23 protein-coding genes and 1 pseudogene are annotated in these 22,187 nt (G+C 41.7%); 4 read left to right on the top strand and 20 right to left on the bottom strand.

Annotated features, from left to right (window positions below; translation table 11 throughout):
• Window positions 1-212: 212 nt before the first annotated feature.
• The 8 genes from spx to H7T99_RS09495 all read right to left on the bottom strand — a co-directional run bounded on the left by spx (window position 213) and on the right by H7T99_RS09495 (window position 7,275).
• Complete coding sequence (gene spx, locus H7T99_RS09460; protein WP_002886328.1) at window positions 213-611, bottom strand: transcriptional regulator Spx; 399 nt, start codon at window positions 609-611, stop codon at window positions 213-215.
• A gap of 166 nt (window positions 612-777) precedes the next feature.
• Complete coding sequence (recA, locus tag H7T99_RS09465) at window positions 778-1,917, bottom strand: recombinase RecA (protein WP_002889600.1); 1,140 nt, start codon at window positions 1,915-1,917, stop codon at window positions 778-780.
• A gap of 35 nt (window positions 1,918-1,952) precedes the next feature.
• On the bottom strand, window positions 1,953-3,221 hold the full coding sequence (locus tag H7T99_RS09470) for a competence/damage-inducible protein A (protein WP_037603794.1): 1,269 nt from the start codon (window positions 3,219-3,221) through the stop codon (window positions 1,953-1,955).
• A gap of 96 nt (window positions 3,222-3,317) precedes the next feature.
• Window positions 3,318-3,872 carry a DNA-3-methyladenine glycosylase I gene (locus H7T99_RS09475; RefSeq protein WP_002886325.1) on the bottom strand — a complete coding sequence of 185 codons (555 nt, stop codon included), beginning with the start codon at window positions 3,870-3,872 and terminating at the stop codon, window positions 3,318-3,320.
• Window positions 3,873-3,880: 8 nt separating this feature from the next.
• Window positions 3,881-4,471 carry a Holliday junction branch migration protein RuvA gene (gene ruvA / locus H7T99_RS09480; RefSeq protein ID WP_002886323.1) on the bottom strand — a complete coding sequence of 197 codons (591 nt, stop codon included), beginning with the start codon at window positions 4,469-4,471 and terminating at the stop codon, window positions 3,881-3,883.
• 157 nt (window positions 4,472-4,628) lie between these two features.
• A complete protein-coding gene (locus H7T99_RS09485; protein ID WP_002886321.1) occupies window positions 4,629-4,850 on the bottom strand; it encodes a hypothetical protein in 222 nt (73 codons plus the stop codon).
• Between the two features lie 130 nt (window positions 4,851-4,980).
• Window positions 4,981-6,918 (bottom strand): DNA mismatch repair endonuclease MutL, encoded by a 1,938-nt coding sequence (gene mutL / locus H7T99_RS09490; protein ID WP_037603795.1) that lies wholly within the window; start codon window positions 6,916-6,918, stop codon window positions 4,981-4,983.
• A 51-nt stretch (window positions 6,919-6,969) separates the two neighbouring features.
• Entirely contained in the window at window positions 6,970-7,275 is a 306-nt protein-coding gene (locus H7T99_RS09495; protein ID WP_037603797.1) for a hypothetical protein, read from the bottom strand.
• A 178-nt stretch (window positions 7,276-7,453) separates the two neighbouring features.
• Here H7T99_RS09495 and H7T99_RS09500 point away from each other — a divergent pair, with 178 nt between their 5' ends.
• Both H7T99_RS09500 and H7T99_RS09505 read left to right on the top strand, forming a co-directional pair.
• Window positions 7,454-7,891: a LytTR family DNA-binding domain-containing protein gene (locus tag H7T99_RS09500; protein WP_013989911.1), complete on the top strand. Its 438-nt coding sequence runs from the start codon at window positions 7,454-7,456 to the stop codon at window positions 7,889-7,891.
• Entirely contained in the window at window positions 7,888-8,343 is a 456-nt protein-coding gene (locus H7T99_RS09505; protein ID WP_037603799.1) for a DUF3021 domain-containing protein, read from the top strand. The genes H7T99_RS09500 and H7T99_RS09505 overlap by 4 nt, the downstream gene beginning before the upstream one ends.
• A gap of 33 nt (window positions 8,344-8,376) precedes the next feature.
• On the opposite strand, the gene mutS is transcribed toward H7T99_RS09505, so the two are convergent.
• Genes mutS through argR form a run of 3 tightly spaced genes read right to left on the bottom strand, consistent with a single transcriptional unit; the run spans window position 8,377 to window position 11,715 of the window.
• Window positions 8,377-10,935 (bottom strand): DNA mismatch repair protein MutS, encoded by a 2,559-nt coding sequence (gene mutS, locus H7T99_RS09510; protein WP_037603801.1) that lies wholly within the window; start codon window positions 10,933-10,935, stop codon window positions 8,377-8,379.
• Window positions 10,928-11,287, bottom strand: coding sequence for a YlbF family regulator (locus H7T99_RS09515; RefSeq protein WP_002889586.1), 360 nt, complete (start codon window positions 11,285-11,287; stop codon window positions 10,928-10,930). Before H7T99_RS09515 ends, mutS begins: the two co-directional genes overlap by 8 nt.
• Entirely contained in the window at window positions 11,287-11,715 is a 429-nt protein-coding gene (argR, locus tag H7T99_RS09520) for an arginine repressor (RefSeq protein ID WP_170314548.1), read from the bottom strand. The genes H7T99_RS09515 and argR overlap by 1 nt, the downstream gene beginning before the upstream one ends.
• A 154-nt stretch (window positions 11,716-11,869) precedes the next feature.
• Here argR and argS point away from each other — a divergent pair, with 154 nt between their 5' ends.
• On the top strand, window positions 11,870-13,561 hold the full coding sequence (gene argS, locus H7T99_RS09525) for an arginine--tRNA ligase (protein ID WP_002889584.1): 1,692 nt from the start codon (window positions 11,870-11,872) through the stop codon (window positions 13,559-13,561).
• Window positions 13,562-14,438: 877 nt separating this feature from the next.
• On the opposite strand, the gene purB is transcribed toward argS, so the two are convergent.
• From purB to H7T99_RS09565, 9 genes and pseudogenes are all read right to left on the bottom strand, one after another.
• Window positions 14,439-15,737, bottom strand: a complete 1,299-nt coding sequence (purB, locus tag H7T99_RS09530) for an adenylosuccinate lyase (RefSeq protein ID WP_037603803.1) — start codon at window positions 15,735-15,737, stop codon at window positions 14,439-14,441.
• A 279-nt stretch (window positions 15,738-16,016) separates the two neighbouring features.
• Window positions 16,017-16,244, bottom strand: a complete 228-nt coding sequence (locus H7T99_RS09535; protein ID WP_037603805.1) for a hypothetical protein — start codon at window positions 16,242-16,244, stop codon at window positions 16,017-16,019.
• A gap of 8 nt (window positions 16,245-16,252) precedes the next feature.
• On the bottom strand, window positions 16,253-17,203 hold the full coding sequence (locus H7T99_RS09540; protein WP_037603807.1) for a ketopantoate reductase family protein: 951 nt from the start codon (window positions 17,201-17,203) through the stop codon (window positions 16,253-16,255).
• The gene (purK, locus tag H7T99_RS09545; protein ID WP_037603809.1) at window positions 17,204-18,295 is read right to left on the bottom strand and encodes a 5-(carboxyamino)imidazole ribonucleotide synthase; all 1,092 of its coding nucleotides are present in this window, start codon (window positions 18,293-18,295) and stop codon (window positions 17,204-17,206) included.
• Window positions 18,282-18,773 carry a 5-(carboxyamino)imidazole ribonucleotide mutase gene (gene purE, locus H7T99_RS09550; protein ID WP_006150912.1) on the bottom strand — a complete coding sequence of 164 codons (492 nt, stop codon included), beginning with the start codon at window positions 18,771-18,773 and terminating at the stop codon, window positions 18,282-18,284. The genes purK and purE overlap by 14 nt, the downstream gene beginning before the upstream one ends.
• 30 nt (window positions 18,774-18,803) lie before the next feature.
• Window positions 18,804-18,866, bottom strand: a pseudogene (locus H7T99_RS10745) (phosphoribosylaminoimidazole carboxylase); the annotation flags it as partial.
• Between the two features lie 118 nt (window positions 18,867-18,984).
• A complete protein-coding gene (gene purD, locus H7T99_RS09555) occupies window positions 18,985-20,247 on the bottom strand; it encodes a phosphoribosylamine--glycine ligase (protein WP_037603812.1) in 1,263 nt (420 codons plus the stop codon).
• 271 nt (window positions 20,248-20,518) lie between these two features.
• Complete coding sequence (locus tag H7T99_RS09560) at window positions 20,519-20,848, bottom strand: type II toxin-antitoxin system RelE/ParE family toxin (RefSeq protein ID WP_037603814.1); 330 nt, start codon at window positions 20,846-20,848, stop codon at window positions 20,519-20,521.
• The gene (locus H7T99_RS09565) at window positions 20,832-21,119 is read right to left on the bottom strand and encodes a hypothetical protein (RefSeq protein ID WP_037603816.1); all 288 of its coding nucleotides are present in this window, start codon (window positions 21,117-21,119) and stop codon (window positions 20,832-20,834) included. Before H7T99_RS09565 ends, H7T99_RS09560 begins: the two co-directional genes overlap by 17 nt.
• Window positions 21,120-21,226: 107 nt before the next feature.
• Here H7T99_RS09565 and H7T99_RS09570 point away from each other — a divergent pair, with 107 nt between their 5' ends.
• Window positions 21,227-22,066 (top strand): CHAP domain-containing protein, encoded by an 840-nt coding sequence (locus tag H7T99_RS09570; protein WP_037603818.1) that lies wholly within the window; start codon window positions 21,227-21,229, stop codon window positions 22,064-22,066.
• Window positions 22,067-22,187: the final 121 nt, after the last annotated feature.

Raw genomic sequence — 22,187 nt, forward strand, 5'->3', positions numbered from 1 at the left:
GTCCGCCGCCCCTTCCGGAACAGCTTATTTATAATATCATCTCTGACTTATCTTGTCAATAACTTTTTTAAAGTTTTTTCAAACTTTTTGTTACTGGACAATTTCCTTAAGACTTTATTAGTCTATCAAGTTTGAGAACTAATGTCAATACTTATTTTCTATGCCAGAGTAAACGTAAAAAGAAGATCGCAAGTATCTCCTTTTTTACTTTTTTATAGAGCTGCGCGCATGCGTGCTTGCGAATTTTCGACATTTCTTATTGAACGTGGTAAGAAAGCACGGATGTCATCTTCCTTATAACCCACTTGCAATCTCTTATCATCAATTAAGATTGGGCTCTTCAAGATTCTTGGGTTTTCTTGAATCAAATCAATCACCTCACTGACACTGAGCTCGTCGATATCACAATTTAGAGCTTTAGCATAGCGATTTTTTGATGAAACAATACTCTCAACACCATTCTCTGTTTTTGATAGGATGTTTAAGATTTCTTCTTTTGTAAGTGGTTCTTTACCAAGGTTTTGTTCTTTATAAGGAAGTTGATGGTTGTTCAACCATGTCTTTGCTTTTTTACAACTTGTACAACTTGAGATTGTATAAATCTTAATCATGTTAATTCTCTCTTTCTGTCACATGATACTATTATCTTATCACTGTCCTTGATTTTAGAAATCGGTCTAGCGACCTATTTTGAATCTTGGGGACTTTTTCAATGATCATAGACCCTTTTTATTTAGATTAAAACAAAGAAAAAAGAGCTCGTCGGCTCTTTTACACTTATTCTTCAATTTCAATGGTTGAATCTAGGTCTAAAACAAGTTCATCAGATGTTTCTTCAACTTGTGCTTCTTCAACACTATCCTCTTCATCTGGTTCAATCAAACCATAGTGTACACGTACTTTATGATCAATTTCTTCAAAAATATCTGGATGATCTGCCAAATATTTTTTCGCATTTTCAGATCCTTGACCAATCTTCTCTCCATTGTATGAGAACCAGGCTCCAGCTTTTTGAATAATACCTAAGTCACTAGCGATTTTTACAAGCTCACCTGTTTGTGAAATCCCTTCACCATACATAATTTCAACAAAGGCTTCTTTAAATGGTGGAGCAACCTTGTTTTTGACAACCTTAATTTTAGTTTCCTTACCAACATTTTGGTCTTTTTTATCACCAGTCCCTTTGATTTGCGTATTTCCACGTACATCAAGACGTACTGATGCATAGAATTTTAGAGCACGTCCACCAGGGGTTGTTTCTGGATTACCAAACATAATACCAACTTTTTCACGCAATTGGTTAATGAAGATAGCAATTGTTTTTGTTTTATTGATAGAAGCAGAAAGCTTACGCATGGCTTGACTCATCATACGCGCTTGAAGTCCGACATGGCTGTCACCAATATCTCCATCAATTTCTGCTCGAGGTACCAAAGCTGCAACTGAGTCAACAACAACCAAATCAACTGCACCAGAGTCAATCAGCTTACCAGCAATTTCGAGACCTTGTTCACCTGAATCAGGTTGTGACAAAAGAAGCTCATCGATATTAACACCTAGGGCTGCCGCATAAGCAGGGTCAAGGGCATGCTCTGCATCGATAAAGGCAGCAATTCCACCTTCTTTTTGTGTTTGAGCAACAGCATGGAGGGCTACAGTTGTCTTACCTGACGATTCTGGTCCGTAAATTTCGATAATACGACCTTTAGGATAACCACCTGCACCAAGAGCAATATCCAAAGCCAGCGAGCCTGAACTCATAACTTGAACTTTCTGCTCTGCACGCTCACCAAGACGCATAACCGCACCCTTACCAAAATCTTTTTCAATATTCTTCAAAGCATCGTCAAGTGCTTTACGACGCTCATCTCCAAATTTCTTTGTAATTTCTTCTGTTTTCTTTGTTTTCTTAGCCACTTATTTTCCTCTTCTTTCTATAGTTAAAGACAAACTTAAATCATGTCTTCTTGTAATAAAGCTTGGCGAACTAGGTTAAAGGCATAGAGGGTACTAATATATCTAACATCAGAACGACTTCTTCCACCTATAACAACCTTGATTGACCTTACTTGATTCCTATCAGCAATACCAATAAATACTGTACCTGCTGGGTGTCCTTCTAATGAATCTGGTCCAGCTACACCGGTAAGTGCAATTCCGTAATCGCTATCTGTTTTAGCTCGGGCACCTTCAGCCATTTTTTCTGCAGTAAAATGACTGACAACACCATGTTCTTCTAGTTGCGACAAGGGAATATCCAACATTTTAGATTTTTCTTCAATGCTGTAAGTAACAAAGCCGCCTTTAAACACTTGTGAGGCTCCTGAAAAATCAGCAATACTAGCCTGAAATAAACCTGCTGTTAGGCTTTCAGCTGCAGTGATAGTCTTGCCATGGTTCTTAAGCAAACGAAAAGCTTCAAAGGCTAAACTATTAGACTCTCCATATCCATAAATGAAATCAGATAAGGATTTGCCATCTAGAGTTTTAGTCGAACGAATTTGTTTTTCTAAAACATCTAGTTTTTGATCTGCTTCTTCTTGCGAAGAAGCCTTCGTTGACAAGCGAAGTGTTACTTCCCCCACTTTAGCGTATGGAGCTATGGTTGGATCTGTTTGGTTAACAATAAAATCCTTAAGAACAGTCACTAATTGACTTTCTCCAACGCCGAAGAATCTTAGGACTCTCGAATAAAGACTTGAGTGATTCTCAGTAAGAGCTGGAATAAGTTCTTGATTCACCATAGGTTTGAGTTCACTTGGTGGACCAGGTAAGACTACATAGGTCACCCCTTGAGCAGTAATAATCCCTCCAACTGCAAGACCTGTCGGGTTTTGCAAGGGAATAGCCCCCTCAACAATTTGTGCTTGACGTTCATTATTAGGCGTTCGTGTGTGTTTAGGACGAGTAGCAAAGAAACTATCCAGTTTTTTACTAGCCTCCTCATCAAAAACGAGTTCTTTTCCTAAAAATTTAGCCAGGGTTTGCTTGGTTAGGTCGTCCTCAGTAGGGCCAAGTCCACCACAAAGTATGACTAAATCACTACGCTGACTGGCTTGATCAAGAACTGAAAGTAGGCGGCTTTCATTGTCTCCTACTGCTGTGTGAAAATACACGTCAATTCCTAGTTCAGCTAGTTTCTCAGATAAAAATTGGGCATTGGTATTGGTGATCTGCCCGGTTAGGATTTCAGTTCCTACTGCAATCAATTCAGCTTTCATTGGTTCACCTATATTACTATTCGTAAAATAATCTCAAAAACATGTTCGTTTATAAACTAACATGTTTTGCTCGTCTTGTCAATCAAATCCACTCATTTATTTGAAGTCACAGTTATTTTCATGATCATTCACAAATCCTGCGGCTTGTAAAAATGAATATATAGTTGTCGGTCCTAAAAATTTGAACCCTCTCTTTTTTAGATTGTTGGCAATCTGTTGGGATAAAGCAGTTGATGATGGGACGTCCTTATATGTGGGTACATTATTTATCAAGGGCTTTCCGTCAAAGAAATGCCAAAAATAATGGGACAGGGAGCCAAATTCATCTTGGATTTTTAGTACTTGTTTGGCATTATTTACGGTTGCTTCTAGCTTAAGTTTGTGCCTAATGATGTCTGGATTTTGAAGCGCATCTTCAAGTTCACTTAGGCTAAACTGGGCAACACGCTCAATATTATAGTCATGAAAAACACGATTAAAGGCCTGTCTTTTATTTAAAACGGTTAACCAAGAAAGCCCTGACTGATAACTTTCTAAGCAAAGCAGCTCAAAAAGTTTTTGGTCGTCACCAATAGGCTTTCCCCACTCCTTGTCATGATAATCACAATATAATTTATTGTTTGTTGGAACCCAACGACAACGATTGACCATTGCTTACCTCATTTCATCAACATTTTAAGAGCCGATTTAATGTATTGCTCTGCCGTTTCATTAGTTCCTTCGAAGAAGGCCTTGATTTTCTTAAGTTCTGTGGCTTTATAACCAAGAGCAATCAAGGCTTCCATAGCCTCATCCAATTGATGATTCCCTTCAGGTTGACTTGGTGTCGTCTTGGTCGTTTCTGTTGGTAACTCTGCAAATTTCCCTGCCAAATCCAGAACCATTTGTTGAGCTGTCTTTTTACCAATCTTTGGAAACTTCATCAAGTACTTGATGTCACTATTATCAACAGCAGCAACCAAGCCTTGATTATCATCTACAGCAACAATGGCTAGGGCAGTCGTCGGACCTATTCCAGAAACTGAAATAAGCTTAAGGAAGACCTCTTTTTCATCTTCAGTATGGAAACCAAAAAGAAGGTGGGCATCGTCTCTAATAACCTGATGAAGATAGACTTGGATAGTCTGATTCATTTGGTCAGAAAAACTATATGGATTCGCTACAGTGACAATATAACCTAAGCCGTTTGCTTCTATAACAATATACTTGGCGGTAATTTTCACTAGAGTTCCCTTGATGTAATCATACATGGCGTGTGATTTCCTTTCTCGTTCGTTTCTTCAATGGTTTGCTTTATCATTTTATACTTGTAAGATAATTGTCTTGAGTGTTTATTTTGTCATCTCAAGCACTGCTGTACTATTGTAACAAAAAATCCACTCGAAAGTGGATTCTGTTTGCTCTATTTTAAGGATGACTACTCGTCTTTAAAGTATCTGTAATCATCTTTAGACCTAATAGAATATATGTTACAACGCCTAAAGTAAAGGCAATGCTAGAAACATTTACGAGAGTATTCTCCAAACTTGGTTGACCTAACCAGGCCAAAATATAGAAAATCAAGCTAGTCGCTAAAAATGTTAAGCCAACAAGTAAAAAGTGTTTATTAGTTTTTGTTAGGTGTCTCATCACTATACCTCCTAACTTAAAAATCAGGCAATCATCCTACAATAATCCGCTAAAACATTAGAAGATTCCTCATCTTCACCACTATTATAAATCTAACATTCCTATTCGTAAAGCAAGACCAAAAAAAGTTTTAATACTTCCCTAGGTCACGTAGACTCGTATGATTTTCTTGGATACGACGGAACATTTTTTCCATATCAGACTTGGTAAAGTTGACAAGTACTGGACGTCCGTGAGGGCAATTGTAGGGATTTTTACACTGTGCAAGCTGTACTAGGAGGTCACGCGCAGAGTAATCATCAAGAGCATGATTGGCCTTGATTGAACGTTTACAACTCATCATGATGGCCAACTCAGCACGGTAGGTCTTAACAGACACTTCATTCGTCAAAAGAAGCATGTCACACATTTCATAGACCGCTGATTCAATCTCTTCTTCCTTCATCCAGATAGGATGTTCACGAAGAATGAAAGTGTTGTTCCCATAAGGCTCTAAATAGATACCAACCTGGTTAAGAAGGGACATTTTTTCTTGTAAACTAATGTAGTCTGAACCTGAAAATTCAAAGAGATAGGGAACCAAAAGCTGCTGTAAACTGCTGTCAACCTCACCAATCTTTTCGCGATAGTACTCATACTTGACACGTTCTTGGGCAGCATGCTGGTCAATGATGTAAAGTCCGCCTTGTCCTTGCGCAAAGAGATAGGTTCCATGCATTTGACCAAAAAACTCTAATTCAGGGAAGGTTGATGTTTCCTCATTGTCCAGAGTTTCAAGCATGCGCTTCATTTTCGACTTGTTTTTATAATCAAGTTTTTCGTGTTCGCTATCACCTTCATCTACTGAACGTTGTGCCTGTTTAACAGAAGGTTGCGGTTTATTTTCTACCGATGAAACTGGTGACTCTGATACAAGAGGTTTGATATCTTCTTGGACTGTCTCTGGTTTGACAAAGAAATCATTACGACTGCTATCGTAGTAAAGATTGGTTTGTTTGAGTGGAAGACTGGTTTGAACTGGCTTAGCTGCACCTCTGGTACTAGACTTGGCTAGATTTTCAAGGGCATCAGGAATCAAATCCTGCTCTCTAAGGCTTTGAGCAATGGCTGAGCTGATAAGGGCCATGAGCTCTTTTTCTTTAGAGATACGTACTTCCTGCTTTGTTGGGTGAACATTGACATCGGCCAAGTAAGGATCAATCTGAATATCAATAACTGCAATAGGGAAGCGTCCTACCATGAGTTTAGAGCCATATCCATCAAAAATAGCACGGTTAAGCAGGAAGTTTTTAATATAACGTCCGTTAATGAGAATCGTGATGTAGTTACGATTTGCACGGGTCAACTCAGGGAGACTAACATATCCAGAAACTTCAAAATCAAGGTCAGAATTTGAAATCTCCACCATTTTTTTAGCCGTTGTCAAACCATAAATACCAGCAATAGCTTGACGGAGGTCTCCAGTACCTGATGTCTGTGTCAACTGACGACCATCATTAAGCAAGGTAAAGGCAACCTCGGGATGAGCTAGACTTAGACGATTGACAACATCGACAATATGAGCCAACTCAGCCTGTAAACTCTTCATATACTTGAGACGAGCTGGGGTATTATAAAATAGGTTTTCAACGGTAATCTTTGTTCCAACTGGTGTTGAAATAGGGTCCTGACTCTCAATTTCTCCACCTTTAGCAACCAGTTTAGTCCCATAGGCTTCTCCATCCGCTGCTGTCACAATGGTAAGATGACTGATAGAAGCTATTGATGGCAGGGCCTCACCTCGAAAACCAAGAGTTCGAATACGAAAGAGGTCTCCTTGATTTTTGATTTTACTTGTTGCATGACGGCGCAAACTCATAGCTACATCAGATTGAGCCATTCCTTCGCCATTGTCTGTGATTTGAATTTTTGAGAGGCCTGATTCTTCAACTTCAATAGTAATCTGGGTGCTGCCTGCATCAATAGCATTTTCCACTAGCTCTTTAACTACACTAGCTGGTCGCTCTACGACCTCTCCAGCAGCAATCTGATTGGCTAGAACTTCAGGCAATTCGATGATTTTTGGCATAATTATTTTTTCTCCCTTCTAAAAGGTTGATAAATTCACTGGTGCTGACTGTTACTTATGCTTACTGTAAAGCCACAACTCACACACAACTGTTAGCCAAGATAAGGCTGTGGCTATAACAATCATATCCCCATGACGAAGGTTGAACCAAATGAGCCCAGAAAAAATCAAGAGGTAGATGATTTGGAAAATCCATTGGTAGGTTTTAGGCGAGCTTGTAGAATCCATAAACTGCTTAACAAAGAAATAAAGCAAGAGCAGGTTCAGTGTTAGTGCCTTTTCAAAAGGTGTAAAAAAACTCAAAATCAGACTGCAGGCAAGAAAAATTCCTGCTAACCATTTCATTATAGATTTCATGTGATTACCTCGTCAGTACGTTTTCATTAAGTATAGGGGTTTTCTAAAATATTTTCAACCACTTAGACACCATATAGGACCACATAGACAAACGCTATTGCTGTGGGCTAGTAAATAGTGTTTAATAAAGGTGTGAAAGGGAGGAGGCCTCCTCAATTACAAACAAGAAAGGATAGTTATGAAAATAAAAGTTCAGATTGACTCGGTATTTCAAGAAGAGACGTTGCAGATTCAGGCACCTAGTCGGACGCCTAAGATTCAGCAAGTCGTCGAGTTTGTCGAAAGTTTGGATGACAACCACCGACTCAAAGGAAAAAAAGATGGAGAAACTTATCTTATCGAACCCAAAGCTATTTCCAGAATTTACATCGAAAATCGACAAGTTCTAGCTGAAACTATTCAAGGAGAGTACCCCTTAGGCTTACGTCTCTATCAAGTTTTAGAAAAACTGCCATCTTACTTTATCAAAATTTCACAATCAGAGATTGTCAACCTCAAAGAAATTGAACGCTTCAACATTACCCCTAACGGCCTCGTAGAAATTCACCTTAAAAACAAGGAAACTACCTACTCATCACGCCGTTACCTCAAAGCAATAAAGGAGAAATTACAATGAAAAAACAATTTTTTAAATCAGGCACAAGTGGCATCCTTATTGGATTAGCTGTATCTATGATTATGTCTCTTATCTGGGCGCCAAGCTACATGCCTCTTAATCCTCACTCAGCCATTGGACAATGGATGACATCACATCAGGTTCACGGATCTATAGTATTGGCCTACTGCCTCATCACTTGGTTTGCTATCGGTATTCTTTTTGAAGTCGCTAGTTATATCTTCCGTAAGGCTGAGTGGAGTTTGCTTCGTGCAACCCTCACTCACTACGCCTTGACCTGTCTAGGTTTCATCCCACTAGCTACCCTCAGCGGATGGTTCCCTCTACGTTTGACTTTCTACTTGGAGCTAGTCATTGAATTCAGCCTTATCTATCTCCTCGTTTGGGTTTTCTCTTATTGGAAAATGAAAAAGGATATTGAAGAACTCAACCAAGAATTGAAACACCTATAAAAGACAAGAAGCCTGTCAATTGACAAGCTTCTTTTATAGTTTCTGTTTTAAATCTGCTACAGCCATCATGACTTGCATAGGTGTCATGTTGTAAATATCTAAATCACGCAACTCTTGAAGAACTGGATTTTCAGTAAAATCATCAAAGAGAGAGATTTGCTCGTTGACATGCGTTTCAGTGGCAGGCTTCTCTTGAGGCGATACCTTTTCCTGAGGTTGGATGGTAACTGTATCGCCCTCTAGTTGTGTCAAGATGGTGTCAGCACGTTCCAGTAAATCTGCTGGTAAACCTGCAATCTTAGCCACATGAATACCATAAGATTTATCGGCTGGGCCATCGACAATCTTGTGAAGGAAGGTCACTTCGCCGTCCTTTTCAAGTGTCGCCACATGAACGTTGACAAGGTGTGTCAAAGTATTTGACAGAGCTGTCAACTCATGATAATGGGTCGCAAACATGGTTTTAGCCCCCACCTTGTCATGAATAAACTCAATGATAGACTGGGCCAGAGCCATACCGTCATAGGTAGCTGTCCCACGTCCCAACTCATCAAAAATAATCAAGGAATTAGGTGTCGCCCGCTTAATAGCCTGGTTAGCCTCCATCATCTCAACCATGAAGGTCGACTGCCCTGAAATCAGGTCATCTGCAGCACCAATACGTGTATAGATAGCATCAAAAACTGGCAAGTCAATACTATCTGCTGGCACGTAAGACCCCATCTGAGCCATAACTACTGACAAGGCTAACTGACGCATATAGGTGGATTTACCACTCATATTTGGTCCTGTGATGAGCTGAATATTGGTCTGACTATCAAAGGTAATGGTGTTTGGAATGTATTCTTGAACGCCCATAACCTTCTCAACCACTGCATGACGGCCTTGATCAATAACAATACGATGCTCATCATTGAAAATAGGGCGAACATAATGATTGGTCTCTGCTACAACAGCTAGACTCTGAAGCACATCGACTGTCGCAATAGCCTTAGCCAAAGATTGCAAACGGTCAATATAGCGTTCAACCTGTTCACGGACACGCATGAAAATATCATACTCTAGCGTTGATGATTTTTCACGCGCCTCAAGCATCTCACCTTCAATTTTAGCCAACTCAGCAGTTCCAAAGCGCTCTGAATTTTTCAGAGTTGCCTTGCGGAAGAAATGGTCAGGAACCAAGCTAAGGTTAGAGTTGGTCACATGGAAGTAATAACCATCTTTACGGTTATAATCAATCTTTAGTGTTGTAATACCAGATGCTTCACGTTCTTTAGCTTCGATATCTGCGATCCATGAGGTTCCCTCACTCATCACCTTGCGATACTTGTCCAAGGTCTCATCAAAACCAGCACGGATAATGCCACCTTCTGTAATGGTTGCAGGAGCATCTGGATCAATAGCCGACCGAATCAAACTCTCTAATTCTGGCAGAGCATCTAACTCTTGTAAAAGACGTGACAAGGCATCGTCATTAAAAGACTCCAAAATCGCCTTAATCACCGGTACTTGAGCCAAAGTATGACCTAACTGAATCAAATCTTTTGGATTAGCCTTGCCAAAGGAAACACGACTGGCCAGGCGCTCAATATCGTAAACACCTTTTAGACTCTCAGTCAAGTCACTCCGCTCAAAGAAATTGTCCAAGAAAACTTGGATAATATTCTGACGCTCGGTGATAGTGGCTTGATTCACTAAAGGACGATCAATCCAAGTTCGCAAGAGACGCATTCCCATAGCTGTCTTGGTTTCATCCAAGAGCCAGAAAAGAGATCCGTGTTTCTTGCCCGTTCTAGCATTTTCTAGTAAATCCAAACTTGACTTGGTCGCATAGGACATCTGCAAGTAATCCTTAATCTCATAGTGCTGAGCCTTTTGTAAATGACTGAGCTCGCGCATCTGAGTACGGTGCACATACTGGAGAAGTTTACCCGCTACACTGCTTTCCAAGTCTGTCAAGCTGGTGTCAATCAAGTGGACATCATCGTAAACCTCTGTTTCCTTGGAAAGTAGAAGGTTGAGTTGCTTGACCAAAATCTGTTCATCAGCTTCAGGTAAATCATAACCAACTACTACTTCACGTGCCTTAAGGTTCTGAATTTCACTACAAACTGAACTGAAATCGTCCAACTCTGTCGCAAAAAATTCACCCGTTGACACATCCATATAGGCCAGGCCGAATCGACTTCCAGCCTTGTCAATGGCTACCAAGAAATTGTTGGCATTATCAGGTTTAGAACTGTCAACCACTGTCCCTGGCGTGATAACCTGAACCACCTCACGCTTAACCACACCAACAGCCTGTTTAGGATCCTCCATCTGCTCAGCAATGGCTACCTTGTAGCCCATCTCAACCAAGACATCAATATAGGCTTGAGCTGAATGATAAGGAACACCAGCCATGGGAATAGGATTATCAGCATTCTTATTACGACTGGTTAGGCTAATTTCCAAAATCTGGGCAGCCTTAACGGCATCATCATAAAATAATTCGTAAAAATCACCCATACGGAAGAGCAAAAAAGCATCTGGATAATTTTCCTTGATATCCAAATACTGCTGCATTCCTGGAGATATTTTTTCCTTAGCCATGTCTTAACTCCTCGTTAATCCTTTCTTCGATAGACTTGGTCACATATTGGATCAAGTCACTGGCATCCTGCATTTTTTGGCGGTAGTCCTGAACAATAGGCAAATTTTCCAACTCATGCTGAATCAAATCTGCTTGTTCACCTGCCTCCTCATAGGCACGTTGTTTCTCAATTTTTTGAAAAAGCACTGCTTCTTGTTGATAAGCCTTCATCTGTCCAGCCAGATGACTGATTTGAGGTACCTGTCCAATAGCTTTCTCAGCCTCTTGAAAAGCAAGAACCGCCTCATGGTGTTTGAGGAGGTCGATTAACTCTTCTTTGGCTTTTTGGAGATCCTGATGAGGAGTATTCATCAGTGAAACTCGCTTTCCAGTTTTTCAGCAACCACAGCATCCTTACAGATTACCAATAGAGTATCTGCCCCAGCAACGGTTCCTAAAATTTCAGGGTTGCCATCACTGTCAATTAGGTTGGCCAAAACATCAGCTTCACCCAACTCTGTGTGAAGGACCAGCATAAACTGGGCACGGGAAACTGATTTAACATAATCCTTAACCGTAGGGTCCAAACTTGGAAGCACATGCTCAGACAAACTATAGTAGAGTCTGCCTTCTTCATCACGAAGCTTCAAGAGGCCAATCTCACGCAAGTCACGTGACAAGGTAGCCTGAGTAACCGTGATACCTTCCGCCTCTAGGCGTTGCTTAATTTCCTCTTGTGTCCCAATCTTATCTCTTGAAATCATCTGTTTGATAACAGCTTGACGATCTCTCTTCATTATCTTTCCTCTTTTTATGTATATTCTTTGCATATTATAACAGAATTTTTGTATTTTTTCATGAATTACTTCCTAATAGATGCTTTCTTGTCCCTACCCTATTAACTAAAATAATGGTAAAATAGGTATGAATGACAAGATTTGAAATGGAGTACCTATGAATACTAAAGAACTCATTGCAGCAGAAATTGCCAAAGTTGTTCCCGAATTGGAACAAGAAAACATTCAAAATCTGCTTGAAACCCCTAAAAATGCTGACATGGGGGACCTCGCCTTTCCTGCCTTCTCATTGGCTAAAGTCTTGCGCAAGGCTCCTCAAATGATTGCAGCAGACATCGCTGAAAAAATCGATGCCTCAAACTTTGAAAAAGTTGAAGCTGTTGGTCCTTACATCAACTTCTTCCTTGATAAATCAAAAATCTCAGCGGACGTTCTTGGACAAGTCATCGCTCAAGGCAGCCACTACGCTGACCAAAACATCGGTCACGGACGTAACATCGCCTTTGATATGTCTAGTCCTAACATCGCTAAACCTTTCTCTATCGGTCACTTGCGTTCAACGGTTATCGCTGATGCTCTTGCCAACATCGTAGCTAAACAAGGCTACAAACCAGTCCGTATCAACCACTTGGGTGACTGGGGTAAACAGTTTGGTATGCTGATTGTTGCCTATAAGAAATGGGGTAGCGAGGAAGCCGTCAAAGCTAACCCTATCAACGAACTCCTTCAACTTTATGTGCGTATCAATGCCGAAGCTGAAGAAGACCCATCTGTAGACGAAGAAGCTCGTGAATGGTTCCGTAAATTGGAAGCTGGTGACGAGGAAGCAACTGCCCTCTGGCAATGGTTCCGTGACGAAAGCTTGGTGGAATTCAACCGTCTTTATGATGAACTCGGTGTTTCTTTTGATAGCTACAACGGTGAAGCCTTCTACAATGATAAGATGGATGAAGTCGTTGACATCTTGACAGAAAAAGGACTTCTCCAAGAATCTCAAGGTGCCCAAGTGGTTAACCTTGAAAAATACGGTATCGAACACCCAGCCCTCATCAAAAAATCAGATGGTGCGACACTTTACATCACACGTGACTTGGCTGCTGCCCTCTACCGTAAACGTACTTACGACTTTGCTAAAGCCATCTATGTGGTTGGTAATGAACAATCTGCTCACTTCAAACAGTTGAAAGCTGTTCTTAAAGAAATGGGCTACGACTGGTCTGACGACATGACTCACGTTGCCTTTGGTCTTGTAACTAAGAACGGTAAGAAATTGTCAACTCGTAAAGGTAACGTTATCTTGCTTGAGCCAACAATCGCTGAAGCTGTTAACCGTGCCCAAGCTCAAATTGAAGCTAAGAATCCAAACTTGCCTAACAAGGAAGCTGTTGCTCATGCTGTCGGTGTCGGAGCTATCAAGTTTTACGACCTTAAAACAGATCGTATGAATGGTTACGACTTCGACCTTGATGCCATGGTATCCTTCGAGGGAGAAACTGGACCTTACGTACAGTATGCACACGCTCGTATCCAATCTATCTTGCGCAAGGCTAACTTCACGCCATCTGCAGATGCTACATACAGCCTAAACGACGTTGAAAGCTGGGAAATCATCAAACTCATCCAAGACTTCCCACGTATCATCAACCGTGCATCAGACAACTTTGAGCCATCTATCGTTGCTAAATTTGCTATCAGCTTGGCCCAAGCCTTTAACAAATACTATGCACACACACGTATCTTGGACGAAAGTCCAGAACGTGACAGCCGTTTGGCTCTTTGCTACGCAACAGCAACAGTTCTCAAAGAAGCCCTTCGCCTTCTCGGTGTTGAAGCTCCAGACGAGATGTAAGCTATATTTAAAACGCCTAAGGGCGTTTTTTTAATTGCCAAAAAAAGAACCCAACACAGCGTGTTGAGCTCTTTTGGAGATTATGAAAAAGAAAAGTTCGTTGTTCTACAAAAAGTGTAAGCCAACGAGACTTACTGAACAAGGTTCAGTAAAAGTTATTTAGGAGACTTAAAGTATAACCTCCCTACCTTAAAGAAACCTTAAATCGCAGAAAAAAATCCCCAAAGGGATTTTCACAGCAGTCCAAAGACCACTGAAAAGATACGATTGTACAGGCTTCCCAACCTCTTCTTCCTAATCCTCCAAGGTGACCGCTTGTCCAATAGAATCTTTATATAACTATATTACCTTGTTTTGGAAGGGTTTTCAAGTACTTTCTTAAAACATCCTAATAAAACCTCAAAAAACAAGAAAAAAGCCTATATTTCTAGACTTTCTGCGGGGAGATTTGTTATGAAAAAATTATGTTTACCTCTAGCTCACAAAAGCTAGTTACTCTATTAGGATGGTTATAATATACCTTAATAACCTTAAAGGTAACTTAAGAAATTATTATCTTACATCACTTTTTAAAATAATAAGCAAAATAAGTAACAGTAAGGAACCACTAGGAATATCCATATCTAAAAACCAAGAGGGGGCTTTGATACTTCCAAGATCATTCATGATGCGGATGATATTATAAGCAATGTTTACTATTAAGAGACTAAGTTCCGGTAAACAGTTAAATCGTCCTTTTAAGATGGCTAACTTCTCCTTCCTGACAGTTTTCTAGCGATGACTCTATTATACAGCTGAAAAGAGAACAAAAATAGTGACATAAATGTCACCATCAAAAAAAGCAGGTCTGCCCTGCTTTTTTACTGTATTGCTTCAATTAGTCACCCAAACCGATGCGTTCGAAGGTTTCATCAACACGTTTAGTGTAGTAAACTGGGTTGAAGATCTCGTCGATTTCTTCTTGGGTGAGGCGAGAAGTTACCTCTGGATCTGCTTCAAGAAGTGGTTTGAAGTCTACTTGGTTATCCCATGATTGAGCAGTCTTCGGTTGAACAAGGTCGTAAGCTTGCTCACGCGTCATGCCTTTTTCAATCAAAGTCAGCATCGCACGTTGACTGAAGATCAAACCAAACGTAGAGTTCATGTTGCGGATCATGTTTTCTGGGAAGACTGTCAAGTTCTTAACGATGTTTCCAAATCGGTTGAGCATGTAGTCAATCAAGATGGTTGTGTCTGGTGTGATGATACGCTCCGCTGATGAGTGAGAGATATCACGTTCATGCCAGAGTGACACATTTTCATAAGCTGTTACCATGTGACCACGGATGACACGTGCAAGACCTGTCATGTTTTCAGAACCGATCGGGTTACGTTTGTGAGGCATTGCTGAAGACCCTTTTTGACCTTTGGCAAAGAACTCTTCCACTTCACGTTGTTCTGATTTTTGAAGACCACGGATTTCAGTTGCCATACGTTCGATAGAAGTTGCGATGCTAGCAAGAACTGCAAAGTACTCAGCGTGAAGGTCACGAGGAAGTACCTGTGTTGAGATTTCTTGAGCACGGATACCAAGTTTGTCGCAGACGTATTTTTCAACGAATGGTGGGATGTTGGCAAAGTTACCAACCGCACCAGAAATCTTACCAGCTTCCACACCAGCAGCAGCATGCTCGAAACGCTCGATGTTACGTTTCATTTCGCTGTACCAAGTCGCCAATTTAAGACCAAAAGTTGTAGGCTCAGCGTGCACACCGTGGGTACGACCCATCATGATGGTGAACTTGTGTTCTTTCGCTTTGTCAGCGATGATGTTGGTGAAGTTTTCAAGGTCACGACGGATGATGTCGTTGGCTTGTTTGTAGAGGTAACCATAGGCAGTATCTACCACGTCAGTAGATGTCAAACCATAGTGAACCCACTTACGCTCTTCGCCAAGAGTCTCAGAAACCGCACGTGTGAAGGCAACCACATCGTGACGCGTTTGCTGCTCGATTTCAAGAATACGGTCGATGTCAAAGTCCGCTTTTTCGCGAATCAAAGCCACATCTTCCTTAGGGATTTCTCCCAATTCAGCCCATGCCTCGTCCGCTAAGATTTCCACCTCAAGCCAAGCACGGTATTTATTTTCTTCAGTCCAAATGTTCGCCATCTCAGGGCGAGAGTAACGTTCGATCATAATTAAGATATTAAGGGCGTTAAGCGGACACAGTCAAAATAGGAGTTTAGACGAAGAAGCGTCAGCTTCTAGGAAAAACTATCTTTTTGACCAAGTCCGTAGCCCGTATTCAGTTTTTGTGAATACGAGTACCCTTGTTCCTTTCTTTTTTGTTTATTTAATTCTATCAAAGATTGGACGTTTGAGCTCAAATTAATGGGATCCTATGTCCACTTCTTTTTAGTTTTATATGCAATATTCTTTTGATATTTCACATCAGCTAAGCAACCGATGGAAATCTTATTCAAATTCTTCTTTCCCAATCCACACAGATGGATAATGATCCAGTGTATTCAATTCCGTATCTAGCGGGACATCATAGATAGCCAAATAGTTATCAGGATATTGAGCAATCAACTCTTCATACTTAGCTTTCACTTTTTCGTGATCGCTACTAGCATACAAGACTTCAACGACTGCTCCAGTCTTATCTTTTTCAACAAATGCGTTGACGATGAGTTGAATCATAAAACCTCCTAAATCGAAATTCCCTTCATGTTTGCTTCTAGAATGGGCATCTTCACACCTAACTCCTGACCGGTCTGATAAACACTTTGACAACAGTAGAAGATGTCCTGTTTATCATTGTGCAAGGTCATAATTTTTCGTGTCAGCTCATTTTTCGCAAACATGACTTTCATGGCTTTTCCTGCAATCCAAGCGGGAATTTTGTATGGCAAGAGTTCTGCCTTATAAAGCTTCAAATTTACGCCACGCGCTTCTACCACTTTCAAAGCTTCCCGAATGGCCTTGATGGCTAATGATAATTCCGAAGAACTATTCATCAAGTTCAAAGCCAATTCTTCTGGGTTTTCCAAATTTCCTGAACGAGCAGCTGTCGAAGTAACACCCGCATTAATCGCCATGTGAATCCAAATCCACTCGACCATATCATGAGGAACTTCCCACTTCAAATCTGCAGAAGTCAGTAAATCCGTCAAATCAGCATAGTTAGAAATGTGTGCTTTTTGCTCACCTTCTAGCATTAAATGGTCAAACAAGACGCCATCTAAATGGTTCTCCTGCATATGACCACCCGCTGTCGGAAAAGCCAGAATATAGTCGTAATCTCCTGCCCACTCTTGGACCTCTTTTCGAGTATTCCAGAAATTGCAGAAGAAAACGAGAGTGCCTTTGATATTATTTTTTCGCAAGGTTTCCACAGCTTCTTTGACAAACCCATGACGCACACTCAGAAAAATAAAATCATATTCCGAATCAGCTTCTGCCACATGAACTTCATAGGTGTCGTGTTTGTTCTCACCTTTGGAATGATAGCGGCCATCTAGCAGATCAACCGACAACTCCTTGGGAGCATTGTTTTTCTTACTATCTCTCAGTACGTGTTCCACTTGATGACCTGCTTTTTGAAAAGCATAGGCATAAGTAGTCCCGATCACTCCAAGTCCTAGAATCGCTATTTTCACTTAAAAATCAATCCCTTTCCCAAACTCAACCACACTGTCTGGTTCATCACTAAACAAAGTCACATGCCCCATTTTGCGGTTGTGCTTCGCTTCTAGTTTACCATACATGTGGAGGTGGGCGCTTGGATTTTCTGTGACATAACGCTCAGCTGCTTCGACGTGTTGGCCGAGGACGTTGAGCATGACAGCAGGTGCATGAAGGTGGATTGCTGGAAGTGGTGCTCCGAGAACACCCAAGATATGCGTGTCAAACTGTGAAAAGTCGCAAGCTTCGATTGAGTAGTGCCCTGAATTGTGTGGACGTGGGGCAATTTCGTTGACGATGATGTCATCAGCTGTCGCAAACATTTCCACACAGAGGGTACCAGAAAGGTTAAGTTGCTCAGCAATCTTCACTGCCATAGCTTTAGCTTTCTCAGCTAGACTGTCAGAAATGCGAGCAGGAACGATGGTTTTAGAGAGGATGTTGTTGCGATGGATATTTTCCTGAACTGGGAAAACCGTCACATCCTTGCCATTACCAGACACGATGACTGAAATTTCAAGGTCGAAGTTAACGAACTCTTCCAAGACACACTCGGCTGAGTTAGCAAGGGCATTTGCCTCTTCCAAATCGTCAGCTGACGTGATGACTTTTTGACCATGGCCATCGTAACCACCTGTCGCAGTCTTGAGGACATATTTTTTAGAAAGGTCAATACCTTCCAAATCAAGGCTAGATGTCACTACCTTGTAAGGGGCAACGGTTACTTTAGCCTTGTTTGAGAGGAAATCCTTTTCAAAGATACGGTTTTGTGAAATACGAAGCAGGTCTGTCCCTTGTGGAAGCTGACCGTCTTTGATAACAGCGTCAAGGCCGTCAGCGTCGACATTTTCAAACTCATAAGTGAGAACATCACAGCGGTCTGCCAACTGGCGAAGGGCGTCTACGTCATCGTAGGGTGCCACGATGACCTCAGACACACGAGAAGAGGGACAATCTGCTGCAGGATCAAGGGTAATAACCTTATGGCCCATGTAGATAGCTGAGATAGCCATCATCTGACCGAGTTGACCACCACCGATGATACCAATGGTTTTAGTTGAGCTCATTTGTAGACTCCTCTGCGATTTTTCCTTGTTCTTCAGCAAAGTTAGCAAGCGCATCTGCAATGGCCTTGTCTTCTACTGAGAGGAGACGGAGGGCAAAGAGGGCAGCGTTTGTCGCACCAGCTTCACCGATAGCCATGGTTGCGACAGGTACACCACCTGGCATCTGAACGATAGAATAGAGCGAATCTACACCGCTAAGAGCACGTGATTTTACTGGCACACCAATGACTGGAAGGGTTGTTTTGGCAGCAACCATCCCTGGCAAGTGAGCAGCACCACCAGCACCAGCGATGATGACCTTGATGCCACGGCTACGTGCTTCTTCGGCATGTTTGAACATGAGGTCCGGTGTACGGTGTGCGGAAACAACTTTCTTTTCGTAAGCGACGCCGAAGTTGTCGAGGACTTCAGCAGCTTTTTGCATGGTTGCCCAGTCGGATTTTGAGCCCATGATAATGGAAATTACTGGTTTAGTCATAATTTTTCCTTTTTCTTCCTTTTTTGACAATCACCTTAGGTTGTGAGGGACGGCAGCAGCCACCAAAGGTGTCTCATGCCTAAATCGGAAGCCTTAAGTCTTCCGATTTCCCTAAACGATTGGCTTTATTAGCCAATCGTTTTTTCACAACAGCGGTGATTGTCGCTCATTAGCTCGCTTTCGCTCGCCTTTTACGACCTACGGTCGCCGATTATTTGTTTGCTTTGCTACCGATATCCGTACGGTAGAAGAGGCCTTCTGTGTTTTGTTTGTTGAGTTCGTTGTAAATAATGTTTTGGCCGTCTTTGACGGTGTCTGCTGTGGTAACCAGCATATAAACGCGTCCACCATTTGAGAGGAGGTCTTGCCCGTTTTCAGCGAATTTCGCACCGGCATAGTAAGTGATGATGTCGCCTTCTGTCTTGGCTGGAAGTTTGACACCCTTCTCATAAGCCAGTGGGTAGCCGTTTGAGGCTACAACCACACCTAGTGTCACACCCTTATCCGTCCAAGTAATAGCTGGCTCTTTGCCATCCAAAATGTCAGTGATATTTTGCGTAAAATCAGAAGTCAAACGAGGCAAGATGATTTGCGTTTCAGGATCGCCAAAACGTGAGTTAAACTCGATGACTTTAGGGCCGTCAGCTGTCAAAATAAGACCAGCGTAAAGGACACCAGTGTAAGGACGACCTTCTTTAATCATACCTTCAAGGACTGGCTTGACAATAGTGTCAACCGCTGTGTCAACCACACTCTGTGGCAAGTGAGGAACCGGCGCATAGGCACCCATCCCACCAGTGTTAGGGCCCTTGTCCCCATCATAAGCACGTTTGTGGTCCTGAGCCGTTGGCATAATGTAGAATTTATCTCCATTGACAAAGGCAAAGAGAGAAAACTCTTCCCCGTCAAGAAATTCCTCGATGACCACTCGCGCACCTGAATCACCGAATTTATTGTCCAAAAGCATCTCGTGAGTAGCTTCGACGGCTTGCTCAACCGTCTCCGCAACGACGACACCTTTACCTAGGGCCAAGCCGTCTGCCTTGACGACGATTGGAGCGCCTTTTTCCTCGATGTAGGCCTTGGCTTCCTCGAAAGCTGAAAATGTGCCATAGGCTGCTGTCGGAACGTCGTATTTGACCATGATTTCCTTAGCAAAATCCTTAGACCACTCAAGTTCAGCTGCAGCCTTGGTCGGACCAAAAGCCTTAAGACCAGCTGCATTGAAATCATCCACGATACCAGCCGCAAGGGCATCATCTGGACCGATAAAGGTCCAAGCAATATCGTTCGCCTTTGCGAAGTCAATTAGCTTAGAATGTTCGGAAATTCCGATATTGATCAAATCAAGACCGTCCAATGTCATCCCGTCATTACCAGGAGCTACGAAAACTTGCTCAACATCCTTAGACTCCAATAATTTCTTGGCAATCGCATGTTCACGACCACCAGAACCAACAACCAAAAGTTTCATTTGAAAGATACCTCAATATCAAATAAGACTAGGGGCAAATGCCCGTTAACGACAATCATTCGGAAAAATTAGCAATTTTCACGAATTATACATAACCATTATAACATATTTGTTCGGAGATATGGGTGTGTATCCAAATTTGAACATAAAAAAGGCAGCCCTTCAGGTAGCGGGATGTACTGCTCCCTCAAAGCTAGACAATTTATCATAACGAAAAAGTAGCAAGTACTTTCTCCCGTCGGAGATTTCCTCACTACTAATCTTAATTTTTTTATAACAACTTGATATAGTCGCTTTTAGAACTAAAGATGTGGGAGACTACAATCTCTTTTCTACTTTCGTCTATAAAATAAAGTATGACATAGCGTTTAACGACAAGTGCTCGTGTCTCAAATGTGTCATTGATTCTTTTACCATAACGTTGATCTGCATTAAAACCAGCCTCAGGAAAAGTCTTCAAACTTTCCATTCCTTGCAAAAGCTTCGAAACCATCTTCTTGGCAGCAGTTTCATTAGAAAGTACATCACGAATGTAGTCATATATACTTCTCAAAGACGAGCGAGCACGCTTAGTGAGTGAAAGACTATAGGTTGTATTCATCCTTAACCTCCTCAAGGGGTATCATATTACCCGCCTGATACTCAGCTACACTCTCTGCTACCTCAGCTTTAAGCTGCCTAAACAGCCTTTCTTTTAGCAATTCATCCTCCGTCATTACTGGTATTTGCTCGGTAGCAACAATCGTCTCCAAAAACAAATTAAACGATTTACTCATATCTAAATTATTTGCCTTTACAATTTTTCTTGCCCTTTCCAACAAAATCGGGTTAGTTTGGAAATTTACTTGAACACGCTTCTCTACAACAGTCATAATTAACTCCTTATATATTATTTTATATAATTATATATAGTTTTTTGAAAATAGACAAATTATCTTCATTTTCCAGAAAAACTGCGAATAGGTAGGTGGAGGTTAAAATGAAGAAAAAATTACTTAATTGTCTTTTACCGCTAGCTTGTCTAGCGACTGTATCGGTTTCGTGTGGCTCCTCTGCACAGGCGGCTGTTCTCGGAGATGACTATCCTTCCTCTTGGAAATATGGTGGCTTCGGCGTAGACCCTTGGACCATGTACTGGCGTCAGTGTACATCCTTTGCAGCCTATCGTCTCAGCAACACCAATGGTTTCAACCTACCTGTAGGCTATGGGAATGCCATTACATGGGGAAGTATCGCACGTGCCAATGGTTACCGTGTCGACATGAATCCTGCCGTAGGGAGCATCGCTTGGTTTTCAGCTGGTGTCAACGGGGCCGGTCACATGGGGCATGTAGCCTGGGTTGCTGACGTTCAAGGAGATCAGGTAACGATTGAGGAGTACAACTACGATGTGGGGCAAGGACCTGAGAAATACCACAAACGTAGCTTCCATAAAAGTCAAGTATCCGGCTATATTCACTTTAAAGACCTTGAATCAGGAACTCAGACTAGTAATACAACCAACTCTTCTATCAACATTGGTGATACTGTCCGATTTACAGGTACTTTCCGTGTAACATCTATAGTAGGAAATAACATCACCAGCCAAGATTTAGCAGGAGGCACACCAACCAAACACAATATCGTTGATCCTGGACCTGTTCTTGAAGTTGATGGACAAGGCAATCCAACTTCAGACCAGTACCTCAATCCTGGTGAGACCTTTACTATTCCAGGTAACTTCAAAGTGCTAGCCATTGACCCACCTAGCGATGGCATCCTCGTCCAAATCGGAAATCGCAAGACTTGGGTAACCCAGTCTGTCCTTGAAAAGGTTTAAATCTATTGAACAATCGTGAGAACGGTTGTTTTTTTCATGCACTGAAATCATAACCACCCGTCTAACGGGTGGTTTGATCAAGGGCTATAAGCCCATAATACCAGCCAGCGCCTAAAGACGC

It is taken from the genome of Streptococcus sp. 17.1 (assembly GCF_016648655.1).
Classification (GTDB): Bacteria; Bacillota; Bacilli; order Lactobacillales; family Streptococcaceae; genus Streptococcus; species Streptococcus salivarius_E.

Bases quoted from the DNA above. Each gene is read 5' to 3' on its own strand.
- purD (WP_037603812.1), bottom strand. From the start codon at position 20,247: ATGAAACTTTTGGTTGTTGGTTCTGGTGGTCGTGAACATGCGATTGCC.
- H7T99_RS09535 (WP_037603805.1), bottom strand. From the start codon at position 16,244: ATGATTCAACTCATCGTCAACGCATTTGTTGAAAAAGATAAGACTGGA.
- H7T99_RS09515 (WP_002889586.1), bottom strand. From the start codon at position 11,287: ATGAATACTCCTCATCAGGATCTCCAAAAAGCCAAAGAAGAGTTAATC.
- mutS (WP_037603801.1), bottom strand. From the start codon at position 10,935: ATGGCTAAGGAAAAAATATCTCCAGGAATGCAGCAGTATTTGGATATC.
- H7T99_RS09565 (WP_037603816.1), bottom strand. From the start codon at position 21,119: ATGACTGTTGTAGAGAAGCGTGTTCAAGTAAATTTCCAAACTAACCCG.
- H7T99_RS09570 (WP_037603818.1), top strand. From the start codon at position 21,227: ATGAAGAAAAAATTACTTAATTGTCTTTTACCGCTAGCTTGTCTAGCG.
- argS (WP_002889584.1), top strand. From the start codon at position 11,870: ATGAATACTAAAGAACTCATTGCAGCAGAAATTGCCAAAGTTGTTCCC.
- mutL (WP_037603795.1), bottom strand. From the start codon at position 6,918: ATGCCAAAAATCATCGAATTGCCTGAAGTTCTAGCCAATCAGATTGCT.
- H7T99_RS09470 (WP_037603794.1), bottom strand. From the start codon at position 3,221: ATGAAAGCTGAATTGATTGCAGTAGGAACTGAAATCCTAACCGGGCAG.
- purE (WP_006150912.1), bottom strand. From the start codon at position 18,773: ATGACTAAACCAGTAATTTCCATTATCATGGGCTCAAAATCCGACTGG.
- H7T99_RS09505 (WP_037603799.1), top strand. From the start codon at position 7,888: ATGAAAAAACAATTTTTTAAATCAGGCACAAGTGGCATCCTTATTGGA.
- H7T99_RS09560 (WP_037603814.1), bottom strand. From the start codon at position 20,848: ATGAATACAACCTATAGTCTTTCACTCACTAAGCGTGCTCGCTCGTCT.
- spx (WP_002886328.1), bottom strand. From the start codon at position 611: ATGATTAAGATTTATACAATCTCAAGTTGTACAAGTTGTAAAAAAGCA.
- ruvA (WP_002886323.1), bottom strand. From the start codon at position 4,471: ATGTATGATTACATCAAGGGAACTCTAGTGAAAATTACCGCCAAGTAT.
- H7T99_RS09495 (WP_037603797.1), bottom strand. From the start codon at position 7,275: ATGAAATCTATAATGAAATGGTTAGCAGGAATTTTTCTTGCCTGCAGT.
- H7T99_RS09475 (WP_002886325.1), bottom strand. From the start codon at position 3,872: ATGGTCAATCGTTGTCGTTGGGTTCCAACAAACAATAAATTATATTGT.
- purB (WP_037603803.1), bottom strand. From the start codon at position 15,737: ATGATCGAACGTTACTCTCGCCCTGAGATGGCGAACATTTGGACTGAA.
- purK (WP_037603809.1), bottom strand. From the start codon at position 18,295: ATGAGCTCAACTAAAACCATTGGTATCATCGGTGGTGGTCAACTCGGT.
- H7T99_RS09500 (WP_013989911.1), top strand. From the start codon at position 7,454: ATGAAAATAAAAGTTCAGATTGACTCGGTATTTCAAGAAGAGACGTTG.
- H7T99_RS09485 (WP_002886321.1), bottom strand. From the start codon at position 4,850: ATGAGACACCTAACAAAAACTAATAAACACTTTTTACTTGTTGGCTTA.